The 20,194-nt window shown below is 67.4% G+C and carries 19 protein-coding genes; 4 read left to right on the top strand and 15 right to left on the bottom strand.

Annotated elements, in window-relative coordinates; translation table 11 throughout:
- Nucleotides 1–48 precede the first annotated feature (48 nt).
- Nucleotides 49–1,251, bottom strand: a complete 1,203-nt coding sequence (locus HMF7854_RS08225; protein ID WP_126718658.1) for an exo-beta-N-acetylmuramidase NamZ family protein — start codon at nt 1,249–1,251, stop codon at nt 49–51.
- Between the two features lie 9 nt (nt 1,252–1,260).
- Nucleotides 1,261–1,797 (bottom strand): DOMON-like domain-containing protein, encoded by a 537-nt coding sequence (locus HMF7854_RS08220; RefSeq protein WP_126718657.1) that lies wholly within the window; start codon nt 1,795–1,797, stop codon nt 1,261–1,263.
- Between the two features lie 84 nt (nt 1,798–1,881).
- On the opposite strand from HMF7854_RS08220, the gene tyrS reads away from it, so the two are divergent.
- Nucleotides 1,882–3,102 carry a tyrosine--tRNA ligase gene (gene tyrS / locus HMF7854_RS08215; RefSeq protein ID WP_126718656.1) on the top strand — a complete coding sequence of 407 codons (1,221 nt, stop codon included), beginning with the start codon at nt 1,882–1,884 and terminating at the stop codon, nt 3,100–3,102.
- A 3-nt stretch (nt 3,103–3,105) separates the two neighbouring features.
- Here tyrS and HMF7854_RS08210 read toward each other — a convergent pair whose 3' ends face one another.
- The 8 genes from HMF7854_RS08210 to HMF7854_RS08175 all read right to left on the bottom strand — a co-directional run bounded on the left by HMF7854_RS08210 (nt 3,106) and on the right by HMF7854_RS08175 (nt 11,784).
- The gene (locus HMF7854_RS08210) at nt 3,106–3,462 is read right to left on the bottom strand and encodes a response regulator (RefSeq protein ID WP_239016901.1); all 357 of its coding nucleotides are present in this window, start codon (nt 3,460–3,462) and stop codon (nt 3,106–3,108) included.
- A gap of 52 nt (nt 3,463–3,514) precedes the next feature.
- The gene (locus tag HMF7854_RS08205; protein WP_126718655.1) at nt 3,515–5,896 is read right to left on the bottom strand and encodes a response regulator; all 2,382 of its coding nucleotides are present in this window, start codon (nt 5,894–5,896) and stop codon (nt 3,515–3,517) included.
- 9 nt (nt 5,897–5,905) lie between these two features.
- Nucleotides 5,906–7,987 (bottom strand): M13 family metallopeptidase, encoded by a 2,082-nt coding sequence (locus HMF7854_RS08200; protein WP_126718654.1) that lies wholly within the window; start codon nt 7,985–7,987, stop codon nt 5,906–5,908.
- 81 nt (nt 7,988–8,068) lie between these two features.
- Nucleotides 8,069–8,632, bottom strand: coding sequence for a DUF2062 domain-containing protein (locus tag HMF7854_RS08195; protein ID WP_185829209.1), 564 nt, complete (start codon nt 8,630–8,632; stop codon nt 8,069–8,071).
- Nucleotides 8,632–9,114, bottom strand: a complete 483-nt coding sequence (gene smpB / locus HMF7854_RS08190; RefSeq protein ID WP_126718652.1) for an SsrA-binding protein SmpB — start codon at nt 9,112–9,114, stop codon at nt 8,632–8,634. Before smpB ends, HMF7854_RS08195 begins: the two co-directional genes overlap by 1 nt.
- A gap of 38 nt (nt 9,115–9,152) precedes the next feature.
- A complete protein-coding gene (fliF, locus tag HMF7854_RS15740) occupies nt 9,153–10,874 on the bottom strand; it encodes a flagellar basal-body MS-ring/collar protein FliF (protein WP_239016900.1) in 1,722 nt (573 codons plus the stop codon).
- Between the two features lie 144 nt (nt 10,875–11,018).
- Complete coding sequence (locus tag HMF7854_RS08180) at nt 11,019–11,495, bottom strand: DUF1465 family protein (protein ID WP_126718651.1); 477 nt, start codon at nt 11,493–11,495, stop codon at nt 11,019–11,021.
- Nucleotides 11,496–11,586: 91 nt separating this feature from the next.
- Entirely contained in the window at nt 11,587–11,784 is a 198-nt protein-coding gene (locus tag HMF7854_RS08175) for a DUF465 domain-containing protein (RefSeq protein WP_126718650.1), read from the bottom strand.
- 71 nt (nt 11,785–11,855) lie between these two features.
- Here HMF7854_RS08175 and HMF7854_RS08170 point away from each other — a divergent pair, with 71 nt between their 5' ends.
- Nucleotides 11,856–12,098, top strand: coding sequence for a YdcH family protein (locus HMF7854_RS08170; RefSeq protein WP_239016899.1), 243 nt, complete (start codon nt 11,856–11,858; stop codon nt 12,096–12,098).
- 125 nt (nt 12,099–12,223) lie between these two features.
- Here HMF7854_RS08170 and dksA read toward each other — a convergent pair whose 3' ends face one another.
- On the bottom strand, nt 12,224–12,688 hold the full coding sequence (gene dksA, locus HMF7854_RS08165) for an RNA polymerase-binding protein DksA (protein ID WP_126718649.1): 465 nt from the start codon (nt 12,686–12,688) through the stop codon (nt 12,224–12,226).
- Between the two features lie 434 nt (nt 12,689–13,122).
- On the opposite strand from dksA, the gene HMF7854_RS08160 reads away from it, so the two are divergent.
- The gene (locus tag HMF7854_RS08160) at nt 13,123–13,500 is read left to right on the top strand and encodes a hypothetical protein (protein WP_126718648.1); all 378 of its coding nucleotides are present in this window, start codon (nt 13,123–13,125) and stop codon (nt 13,498–13,500) included.
- The gene (locus tag HMF7854_RS08155; RefSeq protein WP_126718647.1) at nt 13,497–15,173 is read left to right on the top strand and encodes an ABC transporter ATP-binding protein; all 1,677 of its coding nucleotides are present in this window, start codon (nt 13,497–13,499) and stop codon (nt 15,171–15,173) included. The genes HMF7854_RS08160 and HMF7854_RS08155 overlap by 4 nt, the downstream gene beginning before the upstream one ends.
- Here the strand turns inward: HMF7854_RS08155 and asnB are convergent.
- Genes asnB through rfbB form a run of 4 tightly spaced genes read right to left on the bottom strand, consistent with a single transcriptional unit; the run spans nt 15,170 to nt 20,194 of the window.
- Complete coding sequence (gene asnB, locus HMF7854_RS08150; protein ID WP_126718646.1) at nt 15,170–17,158, bottom strand: asparagine synthase (glutamine-hydrolyzing); 1,989 nt, start codon at nt 17,156–17,158, stop codon at nt 15,170–15,172. The genes HMF7854_RS08155 and asnB overlap by 4 nt on opposite strands.
- The gene (locus HMF7854_RS08145; RefSeq protein ID WP_185829207.1) at nt 17,158–18,261 is read right to left on the bottom strand and encodes a glycosyltransferase family 4 protein; all 1,104 of its coding nucleotides are present in this window, start codon (nt 18,259–18,261) and stop codon (nt 17,158–17,160) included. Before HMF7854_RS08145 ends, asnB begins: the two co-directional genes overlap by 1 nt.
- On the bottom strand, nt 18,261–19,199 hold the full coding sequence (gene rfbD / locus HMF7854_RS08140) for a dTDP-4-dehydrorhamnose reductase (RefSeq protein ID WP_275402003.1): 939 nt from the start codon (nt 19,197–19,199) through the stop codon (nt 18,261–18,263). The genes HMF7854_RS08145 and rfbD overlap by 1 nt, the downstream gene beginning before the upstream one ends.
- Nucleotides 19,136–20,194 (bottom strand): dTDP-glucose 4,6-dehydratase, encoded by a 1,059-nt coding sequence (gene rfbB / locus HMF7854_RS08135; RefSeq protein ID WP_126720132.1) that lies wholly within the window; start codon nt 20,192–20,194, stop codon nt 19,136–19,138. The genes rfbD and rfbB overlap by 64 nt, the downstream gene beginning before the upstream one ends.

The following is a 20,194-nucleotide window of genomic DNA, read 5'->3' as shown; positions in this document are numbered from 1 at the left end:
GGGGACGCCCTTAGCGGCCAATTGGGGCCAACGAAAGGCCGAGAATCCCTAGCGGTAGAGCAGCAGCGGCGCGATTTCCTCGCGCCAGGCGACCTCGTCCGCCGTGGCGATCCGCTCGAGATCGCCCGGCTCGGCGCTCGCGTCGTCGACCCATTCGCGCAGCGCGGGACCGCCGTTGATCACGTCGATCGCCAGTTTGTCGAAGACATATTCATACGGGAAGTCGCGCCACAGCGGGTAGTCGGGCTGGATCGCCCGGATCGCCTTGAACGCGAGCGCCTGCAGCCGCCACGGGCGAAAGCTGAAATGGTCGTAGAAGCGCTGCTCGGCGTGCAAGTGCAGCCCGCTGCAAAGCTGGTGGACATGCTTGTGGAACGTCGGCTCGAAGTGGATCTCGCGGATCGCGCACCCTTCTAGCCAGTCGGGCGCCACCCCTCGCATGGTCTCGAGCACCGCGTGGGCATCGATGTCGGGCGCACCGAACAGCTCCAGCGGGCGGGTCGTGCCCCTGCCCTCGCTCAGCGTCGTGCCCTCGAGCATCACCGTGCCGGCATAGGCCCGCGCCATGTTGAGGTTGGCGGCATTCGGACTAGGATTGATCCACACCCGCTCCTCGGGCCAGCCGAAGCCGGGACCCTCGTTGGGGCGCCAGCCTTCCATCTCGATGACTTGGTAGTCGACGTCGAGGTTGAAATGACGAACGAACCAGCGGCCCATCTCACCCATGGTGAGGCCGTGACGCATGACCATCGGCCCCGCCCCGACGAAGCTTTCCCAGCCGGGCAGCAGCGTCGTGCCCTCGACGGGCCGTCCGGCCGGGTTGGGCCGGTCGAGCACCCACACTGACTTGCCATGCTCGGCCGCCGCCTCGAGCATGTAGAGGAGCGTCGTGACGAAGGTGTAGATGCGGCAGCCGAGGTCCTGCAGGTCGACCAGCACCACGTCGAAGGTCGACATCGACTGGCCGGACGGGCGCCGGACCTCGCCGTAGAGGCTGAAGACGGGGATCCCGAAGCGGGGATCCACCTCGTCCGCCGTCTCCATCATATTGTCCTGCTTGTCGCCCTTCAGCCCGTGCTGCGGCCCGAAAGCCGCGGTGACGTTCACGCCCGCGGCGAGCAGCGCATCGATGCTGTGGGTCAGGTCGGCCGTGACCGAGGCGGGATGCGCAAGCAGCGCGACGCGCCGGCCTTCCAGGGGTTTGCGAAGCTGGGGATCGGCGAGCAGCCGGTCGATACCGAACAGGGTCATTCGCTTCGTCTACGGAAGGCGGGCGACGAAGCAAGCCGGGTCGTGGAAATCGGGCTTCTCGCCGCCATGCGCCAGCGCCCAGTAGGAGATGGTGCCGTCCGCCTCCTCAATGACCGCGGTCAGCCCCAGCGCAAACCTCCGCTCGCTCGGGATCGCGATCGTCGCGCCGAGCCCCCACCAGGTCAGATTGTCCTCGACCCGCAGATAGGGCGCGCTCGCCACCGCCGCCTGGGCCATGCCTTCCCGCCGCGCGCTGAAGTCGTAGGCAGCCCAGTCGCCCGACGGGGCGAAGTTCCACTCGCGGTAGGCCGCGCCCGCCTCGTCGCGCAGGAACGCCTCGAAACAGGTCGTCCGCCACAGCCCGTCGCGCCGCTGCGGGTCGTCGGACGGCGCGGCGATGCGGAAGCGGTCGGCCGGCGCTCCCACTCCGAACCAGAGGTTGAGCGTGGCGCTCTCCCCGAACGCGGCGGAAGCCTCGGCATTGGCCCAGACGGCGAACGGTTGTGCGGGCGGGGTCGCCGGGTGAGAATGAAGCTCGAGCCGCATGGCCCATTCTTACCGCGTCTTGGCCCGTCCGAGTATCCCTGTCCGCTTCGACAAGGACGTCAATAGGCGTTAAGCGGCGCGCCGATGTCCTACGCTTCCTCCCTCCTCCGCCTGCTCGACGAGCGCGGCTACATCCACCAGCTCACCGACGCGGCGGCGCTGGACACGCTCGCCCAGCGCGAGGTGGTGACGGGCTACATCGGCTTCGACGCCACCGCGCCCTCGCTCCACGTCGGCAGCCTGGTGCAGATCATGATCCTCCGCCGGCTGCAGCAGGCCGGGCACCGGCCGATCGTGCTGATGGGCGGCGGGACGACCAAGGTGGGGGATCCGTCGGGCAAGGACGAGGGGCGGCAGCTGCTGACGGCCGAGCAGATCAACGCCAACATTGCCTCGATCCGCCGGGTGTTCGAGCGCTTCCTCACCTTCGGCGACGGACCCACCGACGCCATCCTGCTCGACAATGCCGACTGGCTCGACCGGCTCGAATATGTCCCGTTCCTGCGTGACGTCGGGCGGCATTTCACGATCAACCGGATGCTGACCTTCGACAGCGTCCGCCTGCGGCTGGAACGCGAGCAGCCGCTCACCTTCCTCGAATTCAATTACATGATCCTCCAGGCCTACGACTTCCTCGAGCTGTCGCGCCGCGCCGGCTGCCGGCTGCAGCTCGGCGGGTCGGACCAGTGGGGCAACATCGTCAACGGGATCGAGCTCGGCCGGCGGATCGACGGAGCCGAGCTTTACGGCGTGACCACCCCGCTGATCACCACCGCGACCGGCGCGAAGATGGGCAAGACCGCCGCAGGCGCGGTCTGGCTCAACGCGGAGCAGCTCAGCGCATGGGACTATTGGCAGTTCTGGCGCAACTGCGACGACGCCGACGTCGGCCGCTTCCTCCGCCTCTTCACCGACGTTCCGCTGGCCGAGATCGAGCGGCTGGAGGCGCTCCCGGGCGCCGGGATCAACCAGGCCAAGATCGTCCTGGCGACAGAAACGACGGCGCTCCTCCACGGCCGCGAAGAGGCGGCGCGGGCCGAAGCGACGGCGGCGGCCACTTTCGCGGACGGCGGCGCCGGTGCCGACCTCCCCTCGCTGGCAACAGGCGGCACCGTCACGCTGCTCGCGGCACTGACCGGGCTCGGCTTCTGCGCCTCGAACGGCGAGGCCAAGCGCAAGGTCGCCGAGGGCGCGGTGCGCCTCAACGACAGCCCGGTCGCGGACCCTGCATTGGTGGTGGAGGTCGGCGCCGAGCCGGTGAAGATCAGCCTCGGCAAGAAGCGCCACGGGCTGCTGAAGCGCTAGTGCCTAGCCGGCGATGGCCTTCTCAATCGCCGGCGTGACCCGGTCGATCGTGTAGGGCTTCTCGATCATCGGCACCTGCGCGAACTCGGCCGGCGGCGGTTCGACATGGCCGCCGCTCGCGATCACGAACGGAAGCTCCTTCTCGCGCATCGCCTTGGCGACGGGCCAGACATTCTCGCCCTTGAGGTTGACGTCGAGCACGGCGCAGTCGAAGCCGCCCTTCTCGACATGCCCGAGCGCGTCCTTGACGGTGTCGCAGATGCCCACGACCCGGTGGCCGAGGCTGTCGAGGAAATCCTCGAGCATCATGGCGATCAGGGGTTCGTCTTCGACGATCAGGATGGAACGGATGTCGGTCACAGGCCGGCAAATAAGCGGCAAACGGCAACTCGCCTAGTCAAATCTCATCAACCTACTTAGCAGCCAGCGTGCGCCGCGCCGCCTCGGCCAGTTCCTGCACCGAGAAAGGCTTGGGCAGGAAGGCGACATTGGCGATGTCGATTGACTTGCGGAGCTGCTCTTCGGCATAGCCCGACATGAAGAGCACCTTGAGGTCGGGACGGCTCTTGCGCGCCTCGCGCACCATCGTCGGCCCATCCATCGCCGGCATCACGACATCGCTGATGAGCAGCGCGAATTCGTCACCCTTGTCGAGGATCTCGAGCGCTTCCTCGCCATTGTTGGCGGTGACCACGCGGTAGCCCTGGCGGGTCAGCGCGCGCTCGGCGACCGTGCGGACCATCGGCTCGTCCTCCACCAGCAGGACAGTGCCGGTGCCCCACAGCTCTTCCTGCTTGACCTTCTCGACCGGCGCCTCGCGACGGCTGCTCTTCTCCTCGCGGTGAACAGGCAGGTAGATGACGAAGCTCGTCCCCTCCCCGACCTTGCTCTCGGCGAAGATGAAGCCGCCCGACTGCTTGACGATGCCGTAGACGGTCGAGAGCCCGAGCCCGGTGCCCTTGCCCACTTCCTTGGTGGTGAAGAACGGCTCGAATACCTTGCCGAGCACGTTGGGCGGGATTCCGCAGCCGGTGTCGGATATACTGAGCGCCGAATAGTCGGCGATCGGCAGGATCTCGGAGCCCAGTTCGGCCACCTGGTCGGCGCGCACCGGATAGGTCTGGATGGTCAGCGTGCCGCCGCCCGTTCCCGCCATCGCGTCCCGGGCGTTTACCGCGAGGTTGACGATCACCTGCTCGAGCTGGCCCGGGTCGGCCCGGACGGAGCCGAGGTCCCGTCCATGCTTGACGTTCAGCACCACCGTCTCGCCGAGCAGTCGCTTGAGGAGGTGCGATACTTCGCTGACCACGTCAGGCAGCTGCAGCACCTGCGGCCGCAGCGTCTGCTGGCGCGAGAAGGCGAGCAGCTGGCGGGTCAGCCCCGCCGCGCGGTTGGAGTTCGACTTGATCTGCTGGATGTCGTCATAGTCGCTGTCGCCGGGCGTGTGGCGCATCAGCATCAGGTCGCAATGGCCGATAATCGCGGTCAGGATGTTGTTGAAGTCGTGCGCGACGCCGCCGGCGAGCTGTCCGACCGCCTGCATCTTGGTCGCCTGCGCGATCTGGCGCTTGAGCTTGGCCTCCTCGCTATTGTCCTTGAGCAGCAGCAGGACCACCGCCTCGCCGAGCCCGCGCAGCCCGGCGATCGTCAGCGCGACCGGTTCTCCCGGCAGATGGTTCAGCCGGACCGCCAGATCGCCCGACATGGCCGGCCCGCGGGCGTTGCGGCGCACCGCGTCCGCGACCGCCGCCTTGTCTTCCTTCACCACCAGATCGCCGGGAAAGCTCGGCGGCCGCTCGCCGATCCCGCCGGCTACCTGGAACGCCTTGTTCATGGTGATGAACCGACCGTCGCGGTTCACCAGCGCAAGGCCGATCGGCAGGACGTCGAGCAGGGCCTGCACATTGCCGGTGCTGGCGACGTTAGCGGCCTCCGGGGCCGGGAACAGCAGGAAGGTCCCGGCCCGGCCCTCCCCGCTGGGATCGAGCGGAACATGGATGGCGTGGAGGTTCTGCCCGCCGTCTCCCTCGTTCGCGAGACGCACCGACCCACCCTCGAGCGGGACCAGCAGTTCCTCGAGGTTGGCGCCGTCCGCCGGCTTGCAGCGCACGGAGAATGGCGCATTGGCCGCTCGCAGCTTGCCCTGGTCGTCCGCCAGCGCCGCCATCACCCCGGCGGAGGCGAGCTGCTCGCCAAGCGTGCCCGAGATCTGCGACACCGCTCGCGACATCGGGTCCAGCGAAGGACGGGTCGGGACCCGCCAGATCAGCTGGTCGCCGTTGACCCCGACCCGCTCGGTCTCGACCGCGATCGACCCCGAGGCCGTATCGATGTTCGCCGCGCAGCCGGAGCCGTCCCGCCACGCCAGCGTGCGCGCCAGCTCGATCCCCTCGCGCGCATGATCGTCGCGCCCGATGCCGCGCGGCGGCGTCGGCCCGAAGCGCTCCCGCCACGGGCCGTTGGCGGAAAGCAGCGTGCCCATTCCGTCGGTGATCGCCGCCGGATCGCCCACCATCGACAAGGCGGCGCCCACCAGTGCGAAGTCCGCGGACGGGCCTCCGCTCAGCGGCTCGGCGACGATCGGAGGCACGGCCGATCGCTGCGCAAGAACCCACAGCCCGGCCATCGCGCCCAGCGCAGCAACCGCCAGCACGCCCGCGACCAGCGGCGATCCGACCACCCAGGCGATCAGCGCAAGGCTGGCAAGCCCCGCCCCGGCGATCGAGGGGAAGAGCCAAGGCCCGCCGTGATCAAGCGGCTCCGCATCGATCGCGGCGAGCTCGGCGTGAAGCATCCCGTCCCCTTACCAGATCCGAACCCGGTCGGTCGGGGAGAGATACAGCTTCTGCCCCGCCTTGACGTCGAACGCCGAGTACCAAGGATCCATGTTGCGCACGATGTTGCCGCGCTGCTCGCTCGGGCTGTGCGGATCGGTCAGCAGCCGCTGGCGCAGGTTCGCCTCGCGATAGTTGCGCCGCCACACCTGCGCCCAGCCGAGATAAAAGCGCTGGTCCGCGGTCGTCCCGTCGATCACCGGCGGCGCGGCGCCGTTCAGCGAGGCGAGATAGGCGTCATGCGCGACGGTCAGGCCGGCCAGGTCGGCGACATTCTCGCCCATCGTCAGCTTGCCCTGGACGTGCATGCCCGGCAGCGGCTCGTAGGCGTCGTACTGCGCGCCCAGCTTGTCGAGCCGGCTCTTGAACGCGGCCACGTCCGCCGGCGTCCACCAGTCGGTCAGCCGGCCGCTGAGGTCGTACTTGGCGCCCTGGTCGTCAAAGTGGTGGCTGAGCTCGTGTCCGATCACCGCGCCGATCCCGCCATAGTTCACCGCCGGATCCGCGTTCGGATCGAAGAACGGCGGCTGCAGGATGGCGGCCGGGAAGACGATCTCGACCATGCCGAAATTGGCATAGGCGTTGATCGTCATCGGGGTCATGCCCCATTCCCACTTGTAGATCGCCTTGCCGAGCTTCGCGACGTTGTAGTCATAGTCGAAGCGGTTGGAGCGCATCGCGTTGCCGAGCAGGTCCGCCCGGTCGATCTGCAGCCCGCTCATGTCGCGCCACTGACTCGGATAGCCGATCTTGGGGGTGAAGGCGGCGAGCTTGGCGTGCGCCTTCACCTTGGTCCCGGCGCTCATCCAGTCGAGCTTGTCGATCCGCCGGTCCATTGCGGCGATGACGTTCTTGACCAGCTGGTCGGCGGCCGCCTTCGTCTCCGGCGGAAAGTAGCGCGCGACGTAGAGCTTCGAAACATCGTCGCCGAGCGCGCCGGTGGTGAAATTCACCGCCCGCTTCCACCGCACCTCCTGCTGCGGCGTGCCCGACAAAGTCGTGCCATAGAAGGCGAAATTCTCGTTGTCGAAGGAGGCCGGAAGGTAGGCCGAATAGGCATCGAGCGAGCGGACAAGCAGCTGGTCCCGCAGCACGCCGAGCGGCGCCGCGCCGACCAGCCGCGAGATCTTGGTCACCGCGGTCGGCTGGGCCACGATCAGATTGTCGACGCCCTGCGCACCGCTCTTCTCGATCAGGCGCCCAAAGTCGAAGCCGGGAGCGAGCGTCTTCAGCTGCGACAGCTTGTACTTGTTGTAGGTCTTGGTCGCGTCGCGGCTGTCGATCTTGGTCCAGCTCGCCGCGGCGATCTGGTCCTCGAACGCCAGCACCGCCCGGGCGCGCGCTGCGGCGTTCTGCTCGCCCGCCAGCGTCAGCATGGTGGTCAGATGCTGCAGATAGCGCGCCTTGGTCTCGGCGAGCTTGGGATCCTTGGACAGGTAATAGTCGCGGTCCGGCATCCCGAGCCCGGACTGGGCGAATGACAGGATATACTGGTCGGGCTGCTTGTCGTCCTGGCCGACGAAGCTGGCGAACGGGGTCCCGATCTGCAGCTGCGCCGCGGCGGCGTAGAGGTCGGGCAACTGCGCCCGCGACTTCAGCCCGCGAATCTGGTTCAGCCAGGGATTGAACGGGGCGAGTCCCTTGGTCTCGACTGCGGCGGCGTCCATGTAGCTCTGGTACGCGGCGCCGATGCGGCTGTTCGGGTCCTTCGCCTGTTCCTCGATGATCTGGCGGGTGCGGTCGCGCGACAGGTCGTCGAGCACTGTGAACATGCCGTAGTTCGACTTGTCCGCCGGGATTTGGGTCGTCCGTGCCCAGGTGCCGTTCGCGAACTGGTAGAAGTTGTCGCCGGCCTGCACGGCCCGGTCCATTCCGGCCGTGTCGACCCCGAAGCTGCCATACTGTGGCTTGGGCGCGGCGGCGGGCATGGGCGCCGGTGCCGCCGCTTCGGCCGGCATCGCAGCGGGAGCCATGGCCATCGGCCGTTCGGACTGACTGGCGCAGCCGACGAGCAGCGCGGTGGTGGCAAGCAACATCGAAAGGGATTTCATCGGGCTTCTCTCCAGCCAATCAACGGTCGGCTTCTCGGCGAATGGTTGTGAAATGGGGTCGGGTTGGTCGACGAACAGCGCTCATGCGTCGACGAACGGCCCGCGCCGGGACAGCCTCCGCTCGCGCCAGCGGCGACGCACCAGCTGCCGGTACACCAGCTTGCTTCCGGCATAGCCGAACAGCGCCGCTCCCAGCGAGATGGTCAGGATGCCGAGCGCGATCGGCCCGGACGCGGCATGCAGCCAGAAGAGGAAACGGCTGAGCTCGCTGCCGAGCCGGTCGACCTGCGCAGGATCGACGATGACGTCGGTATGAAGCTCCCACCGGCCGACCCGGTAGGCGGCGTAATAGAGCGGCGGGATGGTCAACGGGTTGACCAACAGCGTGAAGGCGGCCGCCACCGCGATGTTGGCCCGGGCCGGCAGGGCGATCAGCGCCGCGACGACCGTGTGCATGAACGGGATGATGATCCCGATCCCCAGCCCGATCGCCACGCCGCGGGGAACCGAGCGGCGGTTGAGCCGCCACAGCGCGGGGTGCGACAGGTGTCGCGCGAAGGGCCGAAGCAGCCGATACTGGTGGATCGTCTCCCGGCGCGGGAGATGGCGGCGGACGAACTTGGTGCCGGCCGCGAGCACGCTCACTAGCCGCGGTCCCGCAGCAACCGGCCCTGCTCGCGCTTCCAGTCGCGCTCCTTCACCGTCTCGCGCTTGTCGTGCACCTTCTTGCCTCTCGCCAGAGCCAGCTCGACCTTGGCTTTGCCCGCGCCGTTGAAATACACCGACAGGGGCACCAGCGTAAGCCCCTGCCGCGCAACGGCGCCCTGCAACTTGTTGATTTCACGTCGGCGGAGCAGAAGCCGCCGGCGGCGGCGCGGTTCGTGGTTCAGCCAGCTGCCGTTCTTGTATTCGGGGATGGAGCTGTTCACGAGGAACACCTCTTCCCCGTCGACCGCCGCATAGCTCTCGGCGATCGAGCCCTGGCCGGTGCGGAGACTCTTGACCTCGGTCCCCCGCAGCTCGATCCCCGCCTCGAACCGCTCCTCCACGAAATATTCGTAGTGGGCACGCCGGTTCTCGGCGACGATCTTGGCCTTGTCGAACGGAGCTGGGGAAGGCTTGGACACGGGGCGCAGCTAGGCTGCCGCACCCCGCGTGGCAAGCGTCACGCGGCCAGTCGGGGGCGCGGGAACGGAGAGGAGGACACCAGCGACAGCGCCGGTGCCGGGCGCCGGATGCCCTCGATCACCGGCGGCCTGGTCGTGACGGTCTCCGCCTCGGCGTGCGCGGCATGGCCGGCGAACTGCGGTCCGGCGAGCTCGGCCATGACCCGGAACCGCGGCTCGCTGCCGGCCAGCTCGGCGATCTGCCGGGCCGCTCGGCGGACCGTCTGGCGCACCTGTTCCCGGCTGATGCTTAGGTCGAACTCGTCCTCGAGATTGCCGAACACCCGGTTGAGCAGGATGTGGCGATCGCGCTCCAGCTTGCGGTCGATCCGCTCGAGGTCGGCCGGGTCGAGCCCGAGCATGGCGCTCTTGAGCCGCGGCCCGTCGCTCCGCAGCCGGGCCAGCACGCGCTTGGGCAGCTGCCGCCGCAGCGCCTGCACCGCCGCCTCGCGATTGCGGCTGATGTAGCCGTCGACCAGCGCCGTCGCGGCCTTGGTCGCCAGGTGCGCCGATGCCCCCGCCTCGACCCGCTCGAGCGCCTCCTCGTCGACGATCAGTGCTTCCAGCGTGGTCTCCTCGCCCTCGGTGCCGAGCGCCACCGAGTGGAGCGAGACGGTGGTCGCCTCCACCTTCTTGGCCGAGGGCCGCTGGTCGGTCATGAGGCGGAAACGAAGCCCCTGCAGCTCGCCGCGGATCTGCCAGTTGACGAAGGTGGTGAACTGCGCCTTCTCCGGGTCGCAAGTCGTGTCCTCGCTGGTCTCCGCCTTCTTCGACTGGCTGCCATCGCCGCCGGCGGCGCTTGCGCCCGCTTTCGGGTTCTCAGGCAACTGGGTCGAAATACTGGCCGGGCCGCCGACGCTCCCACTCGTTTGGCTGTCCTGATCGTTGCTCTCGACGCTGACCTGGTGCGCAATGGCCTGCTTGTCGGGGTCGACAACGGTTGCCTCCTCCCGGGTCTGGTCACGGTCGATCTGCGCGGCGACCTCCGCCCGGACCTTGCCGACCCCGACGATCGGCTCGAGCAGGCTCTCGACCTGCTGGCGGAGCTTGGCTTCGACCTGTTGCTGCCGCTCGTCAGCATCAGCCGCGTTGATCGCGTCAGGATCGCCCGATCGCGCGAGCAATGCGCCGGTCTGGTCGATCACCGACACGCTGTCCGGCGCAAGCTCCGGCACCGATGAGGCAACGAGATAGCGGATGGCCTGGACATTCTCGCCGGACAGGCGCGAGCTGGTCTTCACCGTCACCGCGGCCGTGGCGCGCCTTCTTTCGGTCGAGAACAGCGAGGTCTCCGGCATGACGATGTGCACGCGCGCGCCCTGTACATGGTCGAGCGTCCGCACCGAGCGGGCCAGCTCGCCTTCGATCGCGCGCGTTTCGTCGAGCCTGGCGCGCGAGGCGGCGACGCCGAACGGCTGCTGCTGATCGAGCACTTCATAGCCAACCTTGCCGCCCAAGCGGTCGCCGGCGAGGCTCATGCGAAGCTCGGCCAGTCTGGACTGCGGCGCCATGATCGCCGTTCCGTCGGGCGAGATCTGATACGGCACCTTTTCAGCCGACAGCTTGTCGGCGATCGACTGCGCTGCCGAGGGCTCAAGATCGGTGAAGAGATAGGCCATCGGGCCCGAGTCCGCGCCGAGCCGGAAATAGGCCAGGGAAACGAGTGCGGCGATGGCGATTCCCCCGATCAGCGCCAGCCTCGCCGCGCCGATCTTCGCCACCACCTCTCTCACCCTGGCCTACCCCTGCTCCATGCAAGCACGGCACGGGGCCGCACGAAGCTTATTATAGGGTGGCAGGGGTCGGCAGCTTTTTCCCGCCGGTAATTTTTGCCTAGTCGGCCCGGAGGCTATCAATCCGTCCGGTCAGGAGCGCTGCCAGATGAAGTCGCGTTCTAGCCGACCCATCAGCGCACGAGCCGGGCTGCTCGGGGGCGCGTCCTGCACACCCTCCTCGTCGAGCCGCCGAACGCGATTATAGAGATCGATGCTCGAGCCGATCAGCCGCTGCGCGGCGGGCGGAAGCTTGGGGAAGATCTCGCTATCGCTCTCTCCGGCTCGACCGAGCCGCCGTTCCGGCCGCTTCGCTGCACCAGGCTCTATCTCGCCGCTCTCGATCGCTCGCTGGGTCAGGAGCCAGGCGACGATATGCATGATCCGAGTCGTGACCTTGAGCGATTCGCAGGCGAACCCGACCCGCACAAAGGGGTCGAGCTCCGACCGCTCGGACCGCCCATTGTCGTCGAAGTAGGCACGCGCTTCGTCGGCCAGCACCATCGCCTCGGTGTAAAGCGACTCGATGAGCCTCGGGGTGATCCGGGCCTGGATGGGCGATTCGTCCATGGAATTCATTCTGGCATTGTCGAACGAGCCGGAAAACGTCCTTCGGTTGAAAACCGTTGCCGCTGTGCCCCAGCGGGACAGGTTGGGCGGTTCAGGCGATGATGTCCGGGATTGAGCGGTCGAGCAGGAGCGAGATCCGGTCCTTGAGGAGCAGCTTGCGCTTCTTGAGCCGCGCGGCCTCCAGCATATCGCCCTCTGGATCGGCCTGAACCGCGCGCAGCCGCTCGTCGAGAAACGCGTGCTCGGCCCGCAATTCGCCGATCTTGGCGGAGGGATCGTCGTCGTTCATGGCTTCGTCGATTAGCTCAGCAAGGCCGCTTCGTCATCAACGACGGGCCGGGGAATTGAGACGCTGAATGGATGATTCGACTCGCGACAAAAGGGGCGATCCGTGGTTTATTGTCGGGCATCGTCACTCTTCAAGGAAGGACGGACCCGATGGAGAAACCACAGGCAGACGCGCTGGCAAATAAGCATGCCGCGCTCCACGCGATGATCGACGCGGAAGAGCACCGGCGGCATCCAGACGATGAATTGCTGAATCGCCTTAAGCGCGAAAAGCTGATGATCAAGGACCATATGCTCGGGATCGCCCCGAACTGACGGTCTCTTCGGCGACCTGAGGGAAGCCGGGCCGAACCAGTGACGATCCAAGCGGCCCGGATCACCATCCCCTGACCAATCGAGCGGCGCGTTCCCCGGGGATCGCGCCGCTTTTACGAACAGCGTCAGTCGTCGCGGCTGATCCGCTCGATACGCTCGTGCTTTTCCTGCGCCTCGAGGGTCATGGTGGCGATCGGCCGCGCCTCGAGCCGGCCAAGCGAGATCGGCTCGCCGGTCACGTCGCAATAGCCATATTCGCCGGCGTAGAGACGGCGGATCGCCGCATCGATTTTGGCGATCAGCTTGCGCTGCCGGTCGCGGGTCCGGAGCTCGATACCCCAGTCGGTCTCGCTAGACGCACGGTCCGCGAGATCCGGTTCGCGCAGAGAGTCGATCTGCAGCTGAGCCATCGTCGCCCGCGACTCCTCGACGATCGCTTCTTTCCAGTCCCGCAGCTTGCGGAGGAAATAAGCACGATGCCGGTCGCACATGAACTCCTCGTCCTCATGTGGACGATAGTCCATTGGCAGGATCAGACGATCAAACGATTCCGGCTGTTGCTGGAAGACATCGACAAGTGCGGTTGCCATACCCGGTCCCTCCCCAAACGCCCGCCGCCGCCGCGCCGGGTCACCGGATCGGCCGGAGACGATTTCTCCCCCGACTTTCCGGGACTTAAACCCAGGAGTCGGGGAACCCCGTCAGCGCCTATACTTAAGGGTCCGTGCCTTAACAAGAACTGACGCAAGGCTTGGCTCTCGGCCGTCCCAAGATGTGGCAAGAAAAGCGCAACCGCCTGCTGTTGCGCTGCAGCAATCATCCCAGCATAGGAAAGACAATGGTGGTCAGCGGCATCTTTGAACTTGGCCTCGACCTCGGGGCGCGGGTAGTAGCCGAGCGGCTCGCTCGACAATTCGGCCAAGTTGCGACGGCAGGACCACTGTTCCCGGCGCATCCGGTGAGGAGGCAATCGCCGATGCCTATCCGGAAATCGTTTGCCGCAGCGATCGATCGCTGATCTGCGATGCCCATCTGGTATCCGTTCAAGCAGTTCCTCGAACATGCGACCGGTTTCGACATGGATGCGCTCCACGTCCTCGTCGGCGTCGGGCTGCAACTGGGTTTGGCGCTTTTCCTACGGACCGACATCGGCCGCTGGCGGCCCTGGTTGATCGTGTTCGGCCTCGAGATTCTGAACGAGATCAACGACCTCTGGGTCGAGCGCTGGCCCGACCCCGCGCACCAATATGGCGAGGGGTTCAAGGACATCCTGCTGACGATGATCCTGCCGACCCTGCTGCTGCTGGCGGTCCGCTGCCGCCCCGCCCTCTTCATCCAGCGGTTTGCCGCGGATGATCCTTCGCCGGGCGGCGCCGAAGCGCCGGTGCCCCCCACAGCATGACGCTGCTGCGCTCGCTGCTGGCCGCCCTTCCCGCAGCCCGCCGACGCGAGCTCCTGCTGTTGCTCCTGCTCATGCTGCTCGGGGGCGCGGCCGAGCTGGTGACTCTCGGTACCGTCGTCCCCTTCGTCTCCGGGCTGACTGGCGCGGCCACGCAGCGGCTTCACTTGCTCCCCACGCTTCCGCCACTCGCCGCCGCCATGCTGTTCGTCGGCGCGGTCGTCACCGCTTCGGCGATCCGGCTTCTGCTTGAATGGGAGAGCAACCGGACGGTGCTCGAGGCTGGTCACGATCTCGACCTGCTCGTCCAGCGACGCCTGCTTGCCCAACCCTACGCCTGGCACCTGCGTCATCATTCCAGCGGCGCGCTGGCGGCGCTCGAGAAGGTGCAGGTGCTGACCTTTGTCGTGCTCCTGCCATCGCTGCGTGCGCTGGTGGCCTTTGTCCTCGCCGCATGCATTGTCGCCGGGCTGCTCGTTATCAGCGGGCCGCTCGTGCTGGTGGCTGGCGTGCTGCTCGCGCTCGCCTATGGCGCTCTGTCGCTGCTTGCGCGCCGTCCGCTCACGGCCGACAGTCGCAAGCTCGGGAGCGCTTACGACCGCCGCATCCAGCTCGTCCAGGAGAGCCTCGGCGGCATTCGCGACGTGCTGATCGACGGCTCGCAGGAACAGCATGTGGAAGCGTTCCGCCGGGTCGACCGCCAGATCGTCGACGCGCGGCTCAGGGTCACGCTGCTCGGAACCGCTCCCCGCTTCCTCATCGAGCCACTGGGCATCCTGCTGCTCGCCGCGGTCGCAGTGCTCTTCTCGTCGCGCCAAGGCGGCCTCGGCGCCGCGCTGCCAGCGCTCGGCGCGCTGGCGCTTGGCGCGCAGCGGCTCCTGCCCCTGCTCCAACAGATCTACGGCGCTGTCGCCGCGGTCGGCGGCCATTGGCAATTCGCTGCCGACGTCGTCGGCCTGCTCGCGCTTCCCGATCATGCCGCCGCCCGGCCGGAGCAGCCGCTGCCGTTCCGGACCGCGCTCCGGCTCGAGGACATAGGCTTCGCCTACGAAGGTTGTACCGAAGCTGCGATTGATGGAGTAATGCTGACGATCCCCGTCGGCAGCCGCACCGCGCTGGTCGGTCGCAGCGGCTCGGGCAAGAGCACGCTGGCGGATCTGATCATGGGCCTGCTCACCCCCGATATCGGAACGATGAGCGCCGATGGCGTCCGGATCGGCCCGGCGCTGCTGCCGGCATGGCAGGCCAACATCGCCCATGTCCCCCAATCGGTATTCCTGTTCGATGCCAGCCTCGCCGCCAACGTCGCAATGGCCGGACTCGACCATCCAATCGATCGCGCGGCGGTCATGCGCGCCCTCGAACAGGCGCAACTCGGACCCTGGCTCGCCACCCTCCCCGACGGCCTCGACACGTTCGCCGGCGAGCAAGGCGTGAGGCTATCCGGTGGCCAGCGCCAGCGGATCGGCCTCGCGCGTGCCATCTACAAGCAAGCCCCGCTGCTCATCCTGGACGAACCGACCAGCGCGCTCGACGCAGAGACCGAGGAGGCGGTCATTCGCGTGCTCGACAGCCTTCAAGCGGAAGGCCGGACCATCCTGATCATCTCGCACCGACCAGGCAGCGTGGCGGGCTGCGACCAGGTCATCCGGCTCGAGCATGGCTGCATCGCCTAGGCTGCGGCCGAGCGCTCCGCAGCCGGTTGGTCGAGCCACGCCTGGAACATCAGCACGGCCCAAAGCGCCGGTGTCGAGTCTCGCCGCCCGGCGAGATGATCCTGCCATCGGCGGCTGATCAGCGCCGGCTCCCACCAGCCCTCGTTCGCCAGCCGGCGGGGATCGAGGAGGCTCTCGGCCCAGGGTCGCAGGGGCCCCTTCAACCACTCCCCGATCGGCACCGCGAAACCGGCCTTGGGTCGCTCGAACAGGGCTCGCGGCGCCATGTCGAACAACAGCTCGCGCAGGATGCTCTTCCCGACACCGTCGCGCACCTTCATGCCGATCGGGATCCTGGCCGCCACCGCGGCGAGGCGATGGTCGAGGAAGGGCACGCGGGTTTCAAGGCTGACCGCCATTGCGGCCCGGTCGACCTTGCACAGGATGTCATCGGGCAGATAGGTGACCGCGTCGCAATACATGGTTCGCACCACGTCGGGTGCGGCCGCTCCGGCGTCCAGATCCCAGGCGTGGCGCTTTCCAGTCAGACCGCGCACCGGGCTGGCTTCGAAGCTCCACTCGTCGAGAAAGCTCGAATAAACATCGTCGAAGCTTCGCGCGCTCCCGGCGACCCGAAGCGCCTTCTTAAGCTTGGCACCGGCATGACCCTGCCGCTGCCCGGCGAGTCCCGCGACCTGCCCCAGCAGGTCCGACGACAACCGGCTGAGCGGAGCGCCGGCCAGCTGCCGCAGATGCCGCGGTACCCGGCTCAGACTCTGCCAGAGCCGTGGCGCCTGGAAGTGCCGGTTGTACCCTGCGAACAGCTCGTCTCCGCCATCGCCCGAGAGCGCAACGGTCACCTGCGAGCGGGCGAACCGGCTCACCAGATAGGTCGGGATCTGAGAACTGTCGGCGAACGGCTCGTCGTAGATGGACGGCAGGAGCGGGATGACGTCGCGAGCGTCGCGGTCGGTAACGATTTGCTCGTGATGGACCGTGCCAAGCTCGGCGGCGACCGCCCGGGCGAACGGCGCCTCGTTGTAGGCCTTCTCCTCGAACCCGATCGAGAAGGTGCGCACCGGCACGTTGCTGTGTCGCTGGTACATGGCGACCACGGCCGAGCTGTCGATGCCGCCCGAGAGAAAGGCTCCGACGGGTACGTCTGCCACCGCCTGCCCGGCGATCGCGGTGCCAAGCGCGTGTTCGAGCGCGTCGCGTGCGTCCGCTTCATCAAGGATCGGATCGGCCAACCCCTCTTCGACCACTTGCCGGTAGGACCAGTAGCGGGTGAGCACCGCCCCTCCTGACCTGCCACCGACGCGCGGCGGATCGCGCAACGGGTTTGCCGCCGCCGCCCGGTCGAGCGTCAGCACGCAGCCCGGCTCGAGCTTGAACACGCCCTCGTAGATGCTGTGCGGCGCCGGAATGTAGTTGCGTGCGGCGAGCAACCCGACCGACTCTCGCCGGATCGGCGCGGCGAACGCGGGGTGCGCGCGCAGGGATTTCAGCTCGGACGCGAAGACGAAGTCATGCCCTGCCCAGCCGTAATAGAGCGGCTTCTCGCCGAACCGGTCGCGGACGAGGTGGAGCTGGCGGCCGCGCCGGTCCCACATCGCCAACGCGAACATGCCGACGGCCTGGGTCAGCGCCGTCTCGAGCCCCCAATGCTCGACCGCCTCGACCAGCGTCTCGATGTCGCTGTGCCCACGCCATCCTGCCGCCGGCGCCTGTCCGCGTCGTTCCAGCTCGCGCCGCAGCTCGAGATGGTTGTAGATCTCCCCGTTGAAGGTGACCGTCAGCCGCCCCGAGGCGCTGTGCATGGGTTCGTGGCCGGCGGGCGACAGGTCCACGATGGCCAACCGCCGGTGCCCGAACGCGATCCCCGCTTCCGGGTCGAGCCACAGGCCTTCGTCATCCGGACCGCGATGCGCCAACGTCCCCGCCATCGTTGCGAGCGCTTCGCGCGCCGGCTGCCCTCCCGAGAAAATGCCGAGCAGCCCGCACATCAGCTAATTGCTTCGCTCGTCCGGGAGGCGACGGAACTGGAGGTGAGATCACGGAAGAGTTCAACCAGGGTCGGAGCCTGCGACGCGAGCGAATAGCGCTCCACCGCCCGCGCCCGTCCTGCCGCGCCCATCCGCCGACGCAGGTCGGCGTCCCGGATCAACGCCGACAGCGCATTGGCCCACCCGGCCTCGTCGTCGACGAGGAACCCTGTTTCCGGCGTGACGATCTCTCGGTTAACCCCGACTGGCGAGGCGACAGTCGGCAGTCCGCAGGCCATGTACTGGATCAGCTTGTAACCGCTCTTGCCACGGTTGAAGAGTGAATCGTCGAGTGGCATGATCCCGATGTCCATCGCCTGTACCTCGGCGATTTCGCTCTCTTCGCTCCACTCGATGAAGTCGACGCCATCGATCCGGTCGCGCTCGGCTGAGGCTCCAGCGCCGACAACTCGCAGGCGAACGTTCCACTGCTTCCGCAGCCGGGCGATGAGCGGAAGCAATGGGCGGACGTTGGGCCAGGTCGTGGGAGAGCCGATCCAGCCAATGACTACCGGGTCACCCGCAACCAGCTTCGCAATCGGCTCGTAGCGGTTCGTGTCGACCACCGTGGGTACGATGATCGCGCGCTCGCACCATTGTGCGGCGATGTCCCGGAGATACTCGTTACCACAGGTACAGGCTCCGGCCCCGGCGATCAGCGGTTGCAGCTTGTTCTGCAGCAGCAGCCGCATCAGCCACGGGCGGCGCGGATCGCGGTAGGGTTCGAAGAATGCATCATCCCAGTCGTAGACCAGCGGCCGCCCGCTGCGGAACGCCAGGCGCTCGGCTCGTCCGGGAAGATAGGGAAATAGCTCGGCGTAGACCCAGAGCAGGTCGTAGTCGGGTCGGGCGAGCAGCCGCCTCGCGCGCTCGCCATAGGACCGCGCCAGCGCTGCTCGGGAGTAGCCTGCGCCGGAAGCCAGATGCCGGACATAGTCGTTCCCGAGCAGCGGCTGGACCTCCACCTCAATGCCCGCCGCGGCGAACGTAGGTAGGTACTGGAGCAGGCGCTGGCGCGTGCTGGCGGCCTCGCAATCATATTTGGTGAAGGCGAGAACCCGCATCAGGCCGTTGCCAGCCGCCCGACCACCGCAGCTACGGACTCCTGCCATTCCGGCAGCCGAACTCCGAATGTCTCGGCAAAGCGACGGCTGTCCAGCACGGAGTTCCTCGGCCGCACCGCTTTGGTCGGCCAGCGCGAGCTCGGTACCGGTTCGACCGCAGCAGTCGGCAGCCCGGCCTCGCGGGCAGTCCGCATGATCTCGGTCGCGAAACCAAACCAGCTGGTCTCTCCGCTTCCCGCACAGTGATAGGTTCTTCCGAGCCCCTCCCCGCGCAGCGCCCGTCGACCGGCCGTCAGCAGCGCGCCGGCAAGATCCACCGCACTCGTCGGAGAGCCGACCTGGTCGTCGACCACGGTTAGCGTGTCGCGCTGGGCAGCGGCGCCTAGCATGGTGCGGACGAAGTTTCGGCCCCAGGAACTGTAGACCCAGGCGGTGCGGACGATCAGATGATCCGGGCTCACCCCACGCACGGCCTCCTCGCCTGCAAGCTTTGTTCGACCATACACAGACAAGGGCCCGACCCGCGCCTCCTCGCGCCACGCACCCGAGCCCTGGCCATCGAACACATAGTCGGTCGAGATCTGAATGATCGGAGCACCCGCCGCACGAGCGGCTTCGGCCGCCTCACCCGCGGCGGCGCCATTGACCCGCATTGCTCGCTTAGGCTCGTCCTCGGCGCGATCGACCTCGGTGTACGCGGCGGCGTTGATGACCAGGTCGGGAGCCGCCGCTTTGATCGCCGCCGCAAGCTGGCCCGGCTGCTCCAGGTCCACGTGGGGTCGGCCAGCGAACAGCAGTTGGATCGCGCCATCGGCTTCGGAAGCCTCGGCCAACGCACGCGCGAGCTGCCCCTGCCGCCCGGTCACCAAGATCCTCAAATTGCGACCCCGAGCCGCTCGCCGGCGTAACACCGCTCGCGCAGCGGCCGCCACCACCATTCATTCGCCAGATACCAGTCGATCGTGGTCGCCAGCCCCGCATCGAAGCTCTGCTCGGGCCGCCATCCAAGCTCCCGGGCGATCTTCGACGCGTCGATTGCATAGCGATGATCATGCCCCGGCCGGTCCGCCACGAAGCGGATCAACGCGCGCCGGGGCTTCCCGCCGAGGAGCGCCCCGCGCCGATCCACGAGATCGCAGATCGTTTCGACGACCGTGAGATTGCTCCGCTCGGCGTCGCCGCCGATATTGTAGCTTTCCCCGACCTGTCCACGGGTGAGCACCGCCTCCAGCGCCAGCGCATGGTCCTCGACGAACAGCCAATCGCGCACGTTCTCGCCCGCCCCGTAGACCGGCAGTTCCTTGCCCTCGAGCGCATTGAGGATGATCAGCGGGATCAGCTTTTCCGGAAAGTGGAACGGCCCGTAATTGTTCGAGCAGTTCGACATCACCGCCGGTAATCCGTAGGTGCGGTGCCAGGCCCGGACGAGATGGTCGGACGCTGCCTTCGAAGCCGAGTAGGGCGACGAGGGATCGTACGGCGTATCTTCGCGAAACCGCTCGGGCCCGGTCAGCGGCAGGTCGCCGAACACCTCGTCCGTCGAGACATGATGGAAGCGGAACCGCTCGCGCCTCTCACCTTTCAGCGCCGACCAATAGCCCAGCGCCGCCTGGAGCAGATGAAAGGTCCCGACGATGTTGGTCGAGACAAACACCTCGGGGCCGTCGATCGAGCGGTCGACGTGGCTCTCGGCGGCTAGGTGCATGATAGCGTCGACCTGCTCCTCCTCGAGCAACGCCTGAACCCGCGCGCGGTCTGCGATATCGGCCTGCACAAACCGGTAGTTTGATCGGTCCTCGACTGAGCTCAGCGAGGCGAGGTTCCCCGAGTAGGTCAGCTTGTCGAGGTTGATCACCCGGAACCCGCGCCCGACCAGCAGCCGCACCACCGCGCTACCGATGAAGCCGGCGCCGCCCGTCACCATGACGGTCAT

Source organism: Sphingomonas ginkgonis (genome assembly GCF_003970925.1).
GTDB classification, from domain to species: Bacteria; Pseudomonadota; Alphaproteobacteria; order Sphingomonadales; family Sphingomonadaceae; genus Sphingomicrobium; species Sphingomicrobium ginkgonis.
Note: the sequence above shows the minus strand (reverse complement) of the source record. Positions and strands in the feature narration are given on the sequence as shown.

What these genes read in the sequence shown, in the direction of transcription:
- HMF7854_RS08225 (WP_126718658.1), bottom strand. Translation starts at nt 1,251, where the DNA reads ATGACCCTGTTCGGTATCGACCGGCTGCTCGCCGATCCCCAGCTTCGC.
- HMF7854_RS08220 (WP_126718657.1), bottom strand. Translation starts at nt 1,797, where the DNA reads ATGCGGCTCGAGCTTCATTCTCACCCGGCGACCCCGCCCGCACAACCG.
- tyrS (WP_126718656.1), top strand. Translation starts at nt 1,882, where the DNA reads ATGTCCTACGCTTCCTCCCTCCTCCGCCTGCTCGACGAGCGCGGCTAC.
- HMF7854_RS08205 (WP_126718655.1), bottom strand. Translation starts at nt 5,896, where the DNA reads ATGCTTCACGCCGAGCTCGCCGCGATCGATGCGGAGCCGCTTGATCAC.
- HMF7854_RS08200 (WP_126718654.1), bottom strand. Translation starts at nt 7,987, where the DNA reads ATGAAATCCCTTTCGATGTTGCTTGCCACCACCGCGCTGCTCGTCGGC.
- HMF7854_RS08180 (WP_126718651.1), bottom strand. Translation starts at nt 11,495, where the DNA reads ATGGACGAATCGCCCATCCAGGCCCGGATCACCCCGAGGCTCATCGAG.
- HMF7854_RS08175 (WP_126718650.1), bottom strand. Translation starts at nt 11,784, where the DNA reads ATGAACGACGACGATCCCTCCGCCAAGATCGGCGAATTGCGGGCCGAG.
- HMF7854_RS08170 (WP_239016899.1), top strand. Translation starts at nt 11,856, where the DNA reads ATGATTCGACTCGCGACAAAAGGGGCGATCCGTGGTTTATTGTCGGGC.
- dksA (WP_126718649.1), bottom strand. Translation starts at nt 12,688, where the DNA reads ATGGCAACCGCACTTGTCGATGTCTTCCAGCAACAGCCGGAATCGTTT.
- HMF7854_RS08160 (WP_126718648.1), top strand. Translation starts at nt 13,123, where the DNA reads ATGCCCATCTGGTATCCGTTCAAGCAGTTCCTCGAACATGCGACCGGT.
- HMF7854_RS08155 (WP_126718647.1), top strand. Translation starts at nt 13,497, where the DNA reads ATGACGCTGCTGCGCTCGCTGCTGGCCGCCCTTCCCGCAGCCCGCCGA.
- asnB (WP_126718646.1), bottom strand. Translation starts at nt 17,158, where the DNA reads ATGTGCGGGCTGCTCGGCATTTTCTCGGGAGGGCAGCCGGCGCGCGAA.
- HMF7854_RS08145 (WP_185829207.1), bottom strand. Translation starts at nt 18,261, where the DNA reads ATGCGGGTTCTCGCCTTCACCAAATATGATTGCGAGGCCGCCAGCACG.
- rfbD (WP_275402003.1), bottom strand. Translation starts at nt 19,199, where the DNA reads ATGGTGGTGGCGGCCGCTGCGCGAGCGGTGTTACGCCGGCGAGCGGCT.
- rfbB (WP_126720132.1), bottom strand. Translation starts at nt 20,194, where the DNA reads ATGACCGTCATGGTGACGGGCGGCGCCGGCTTCATCGGTAGCGCGGTG.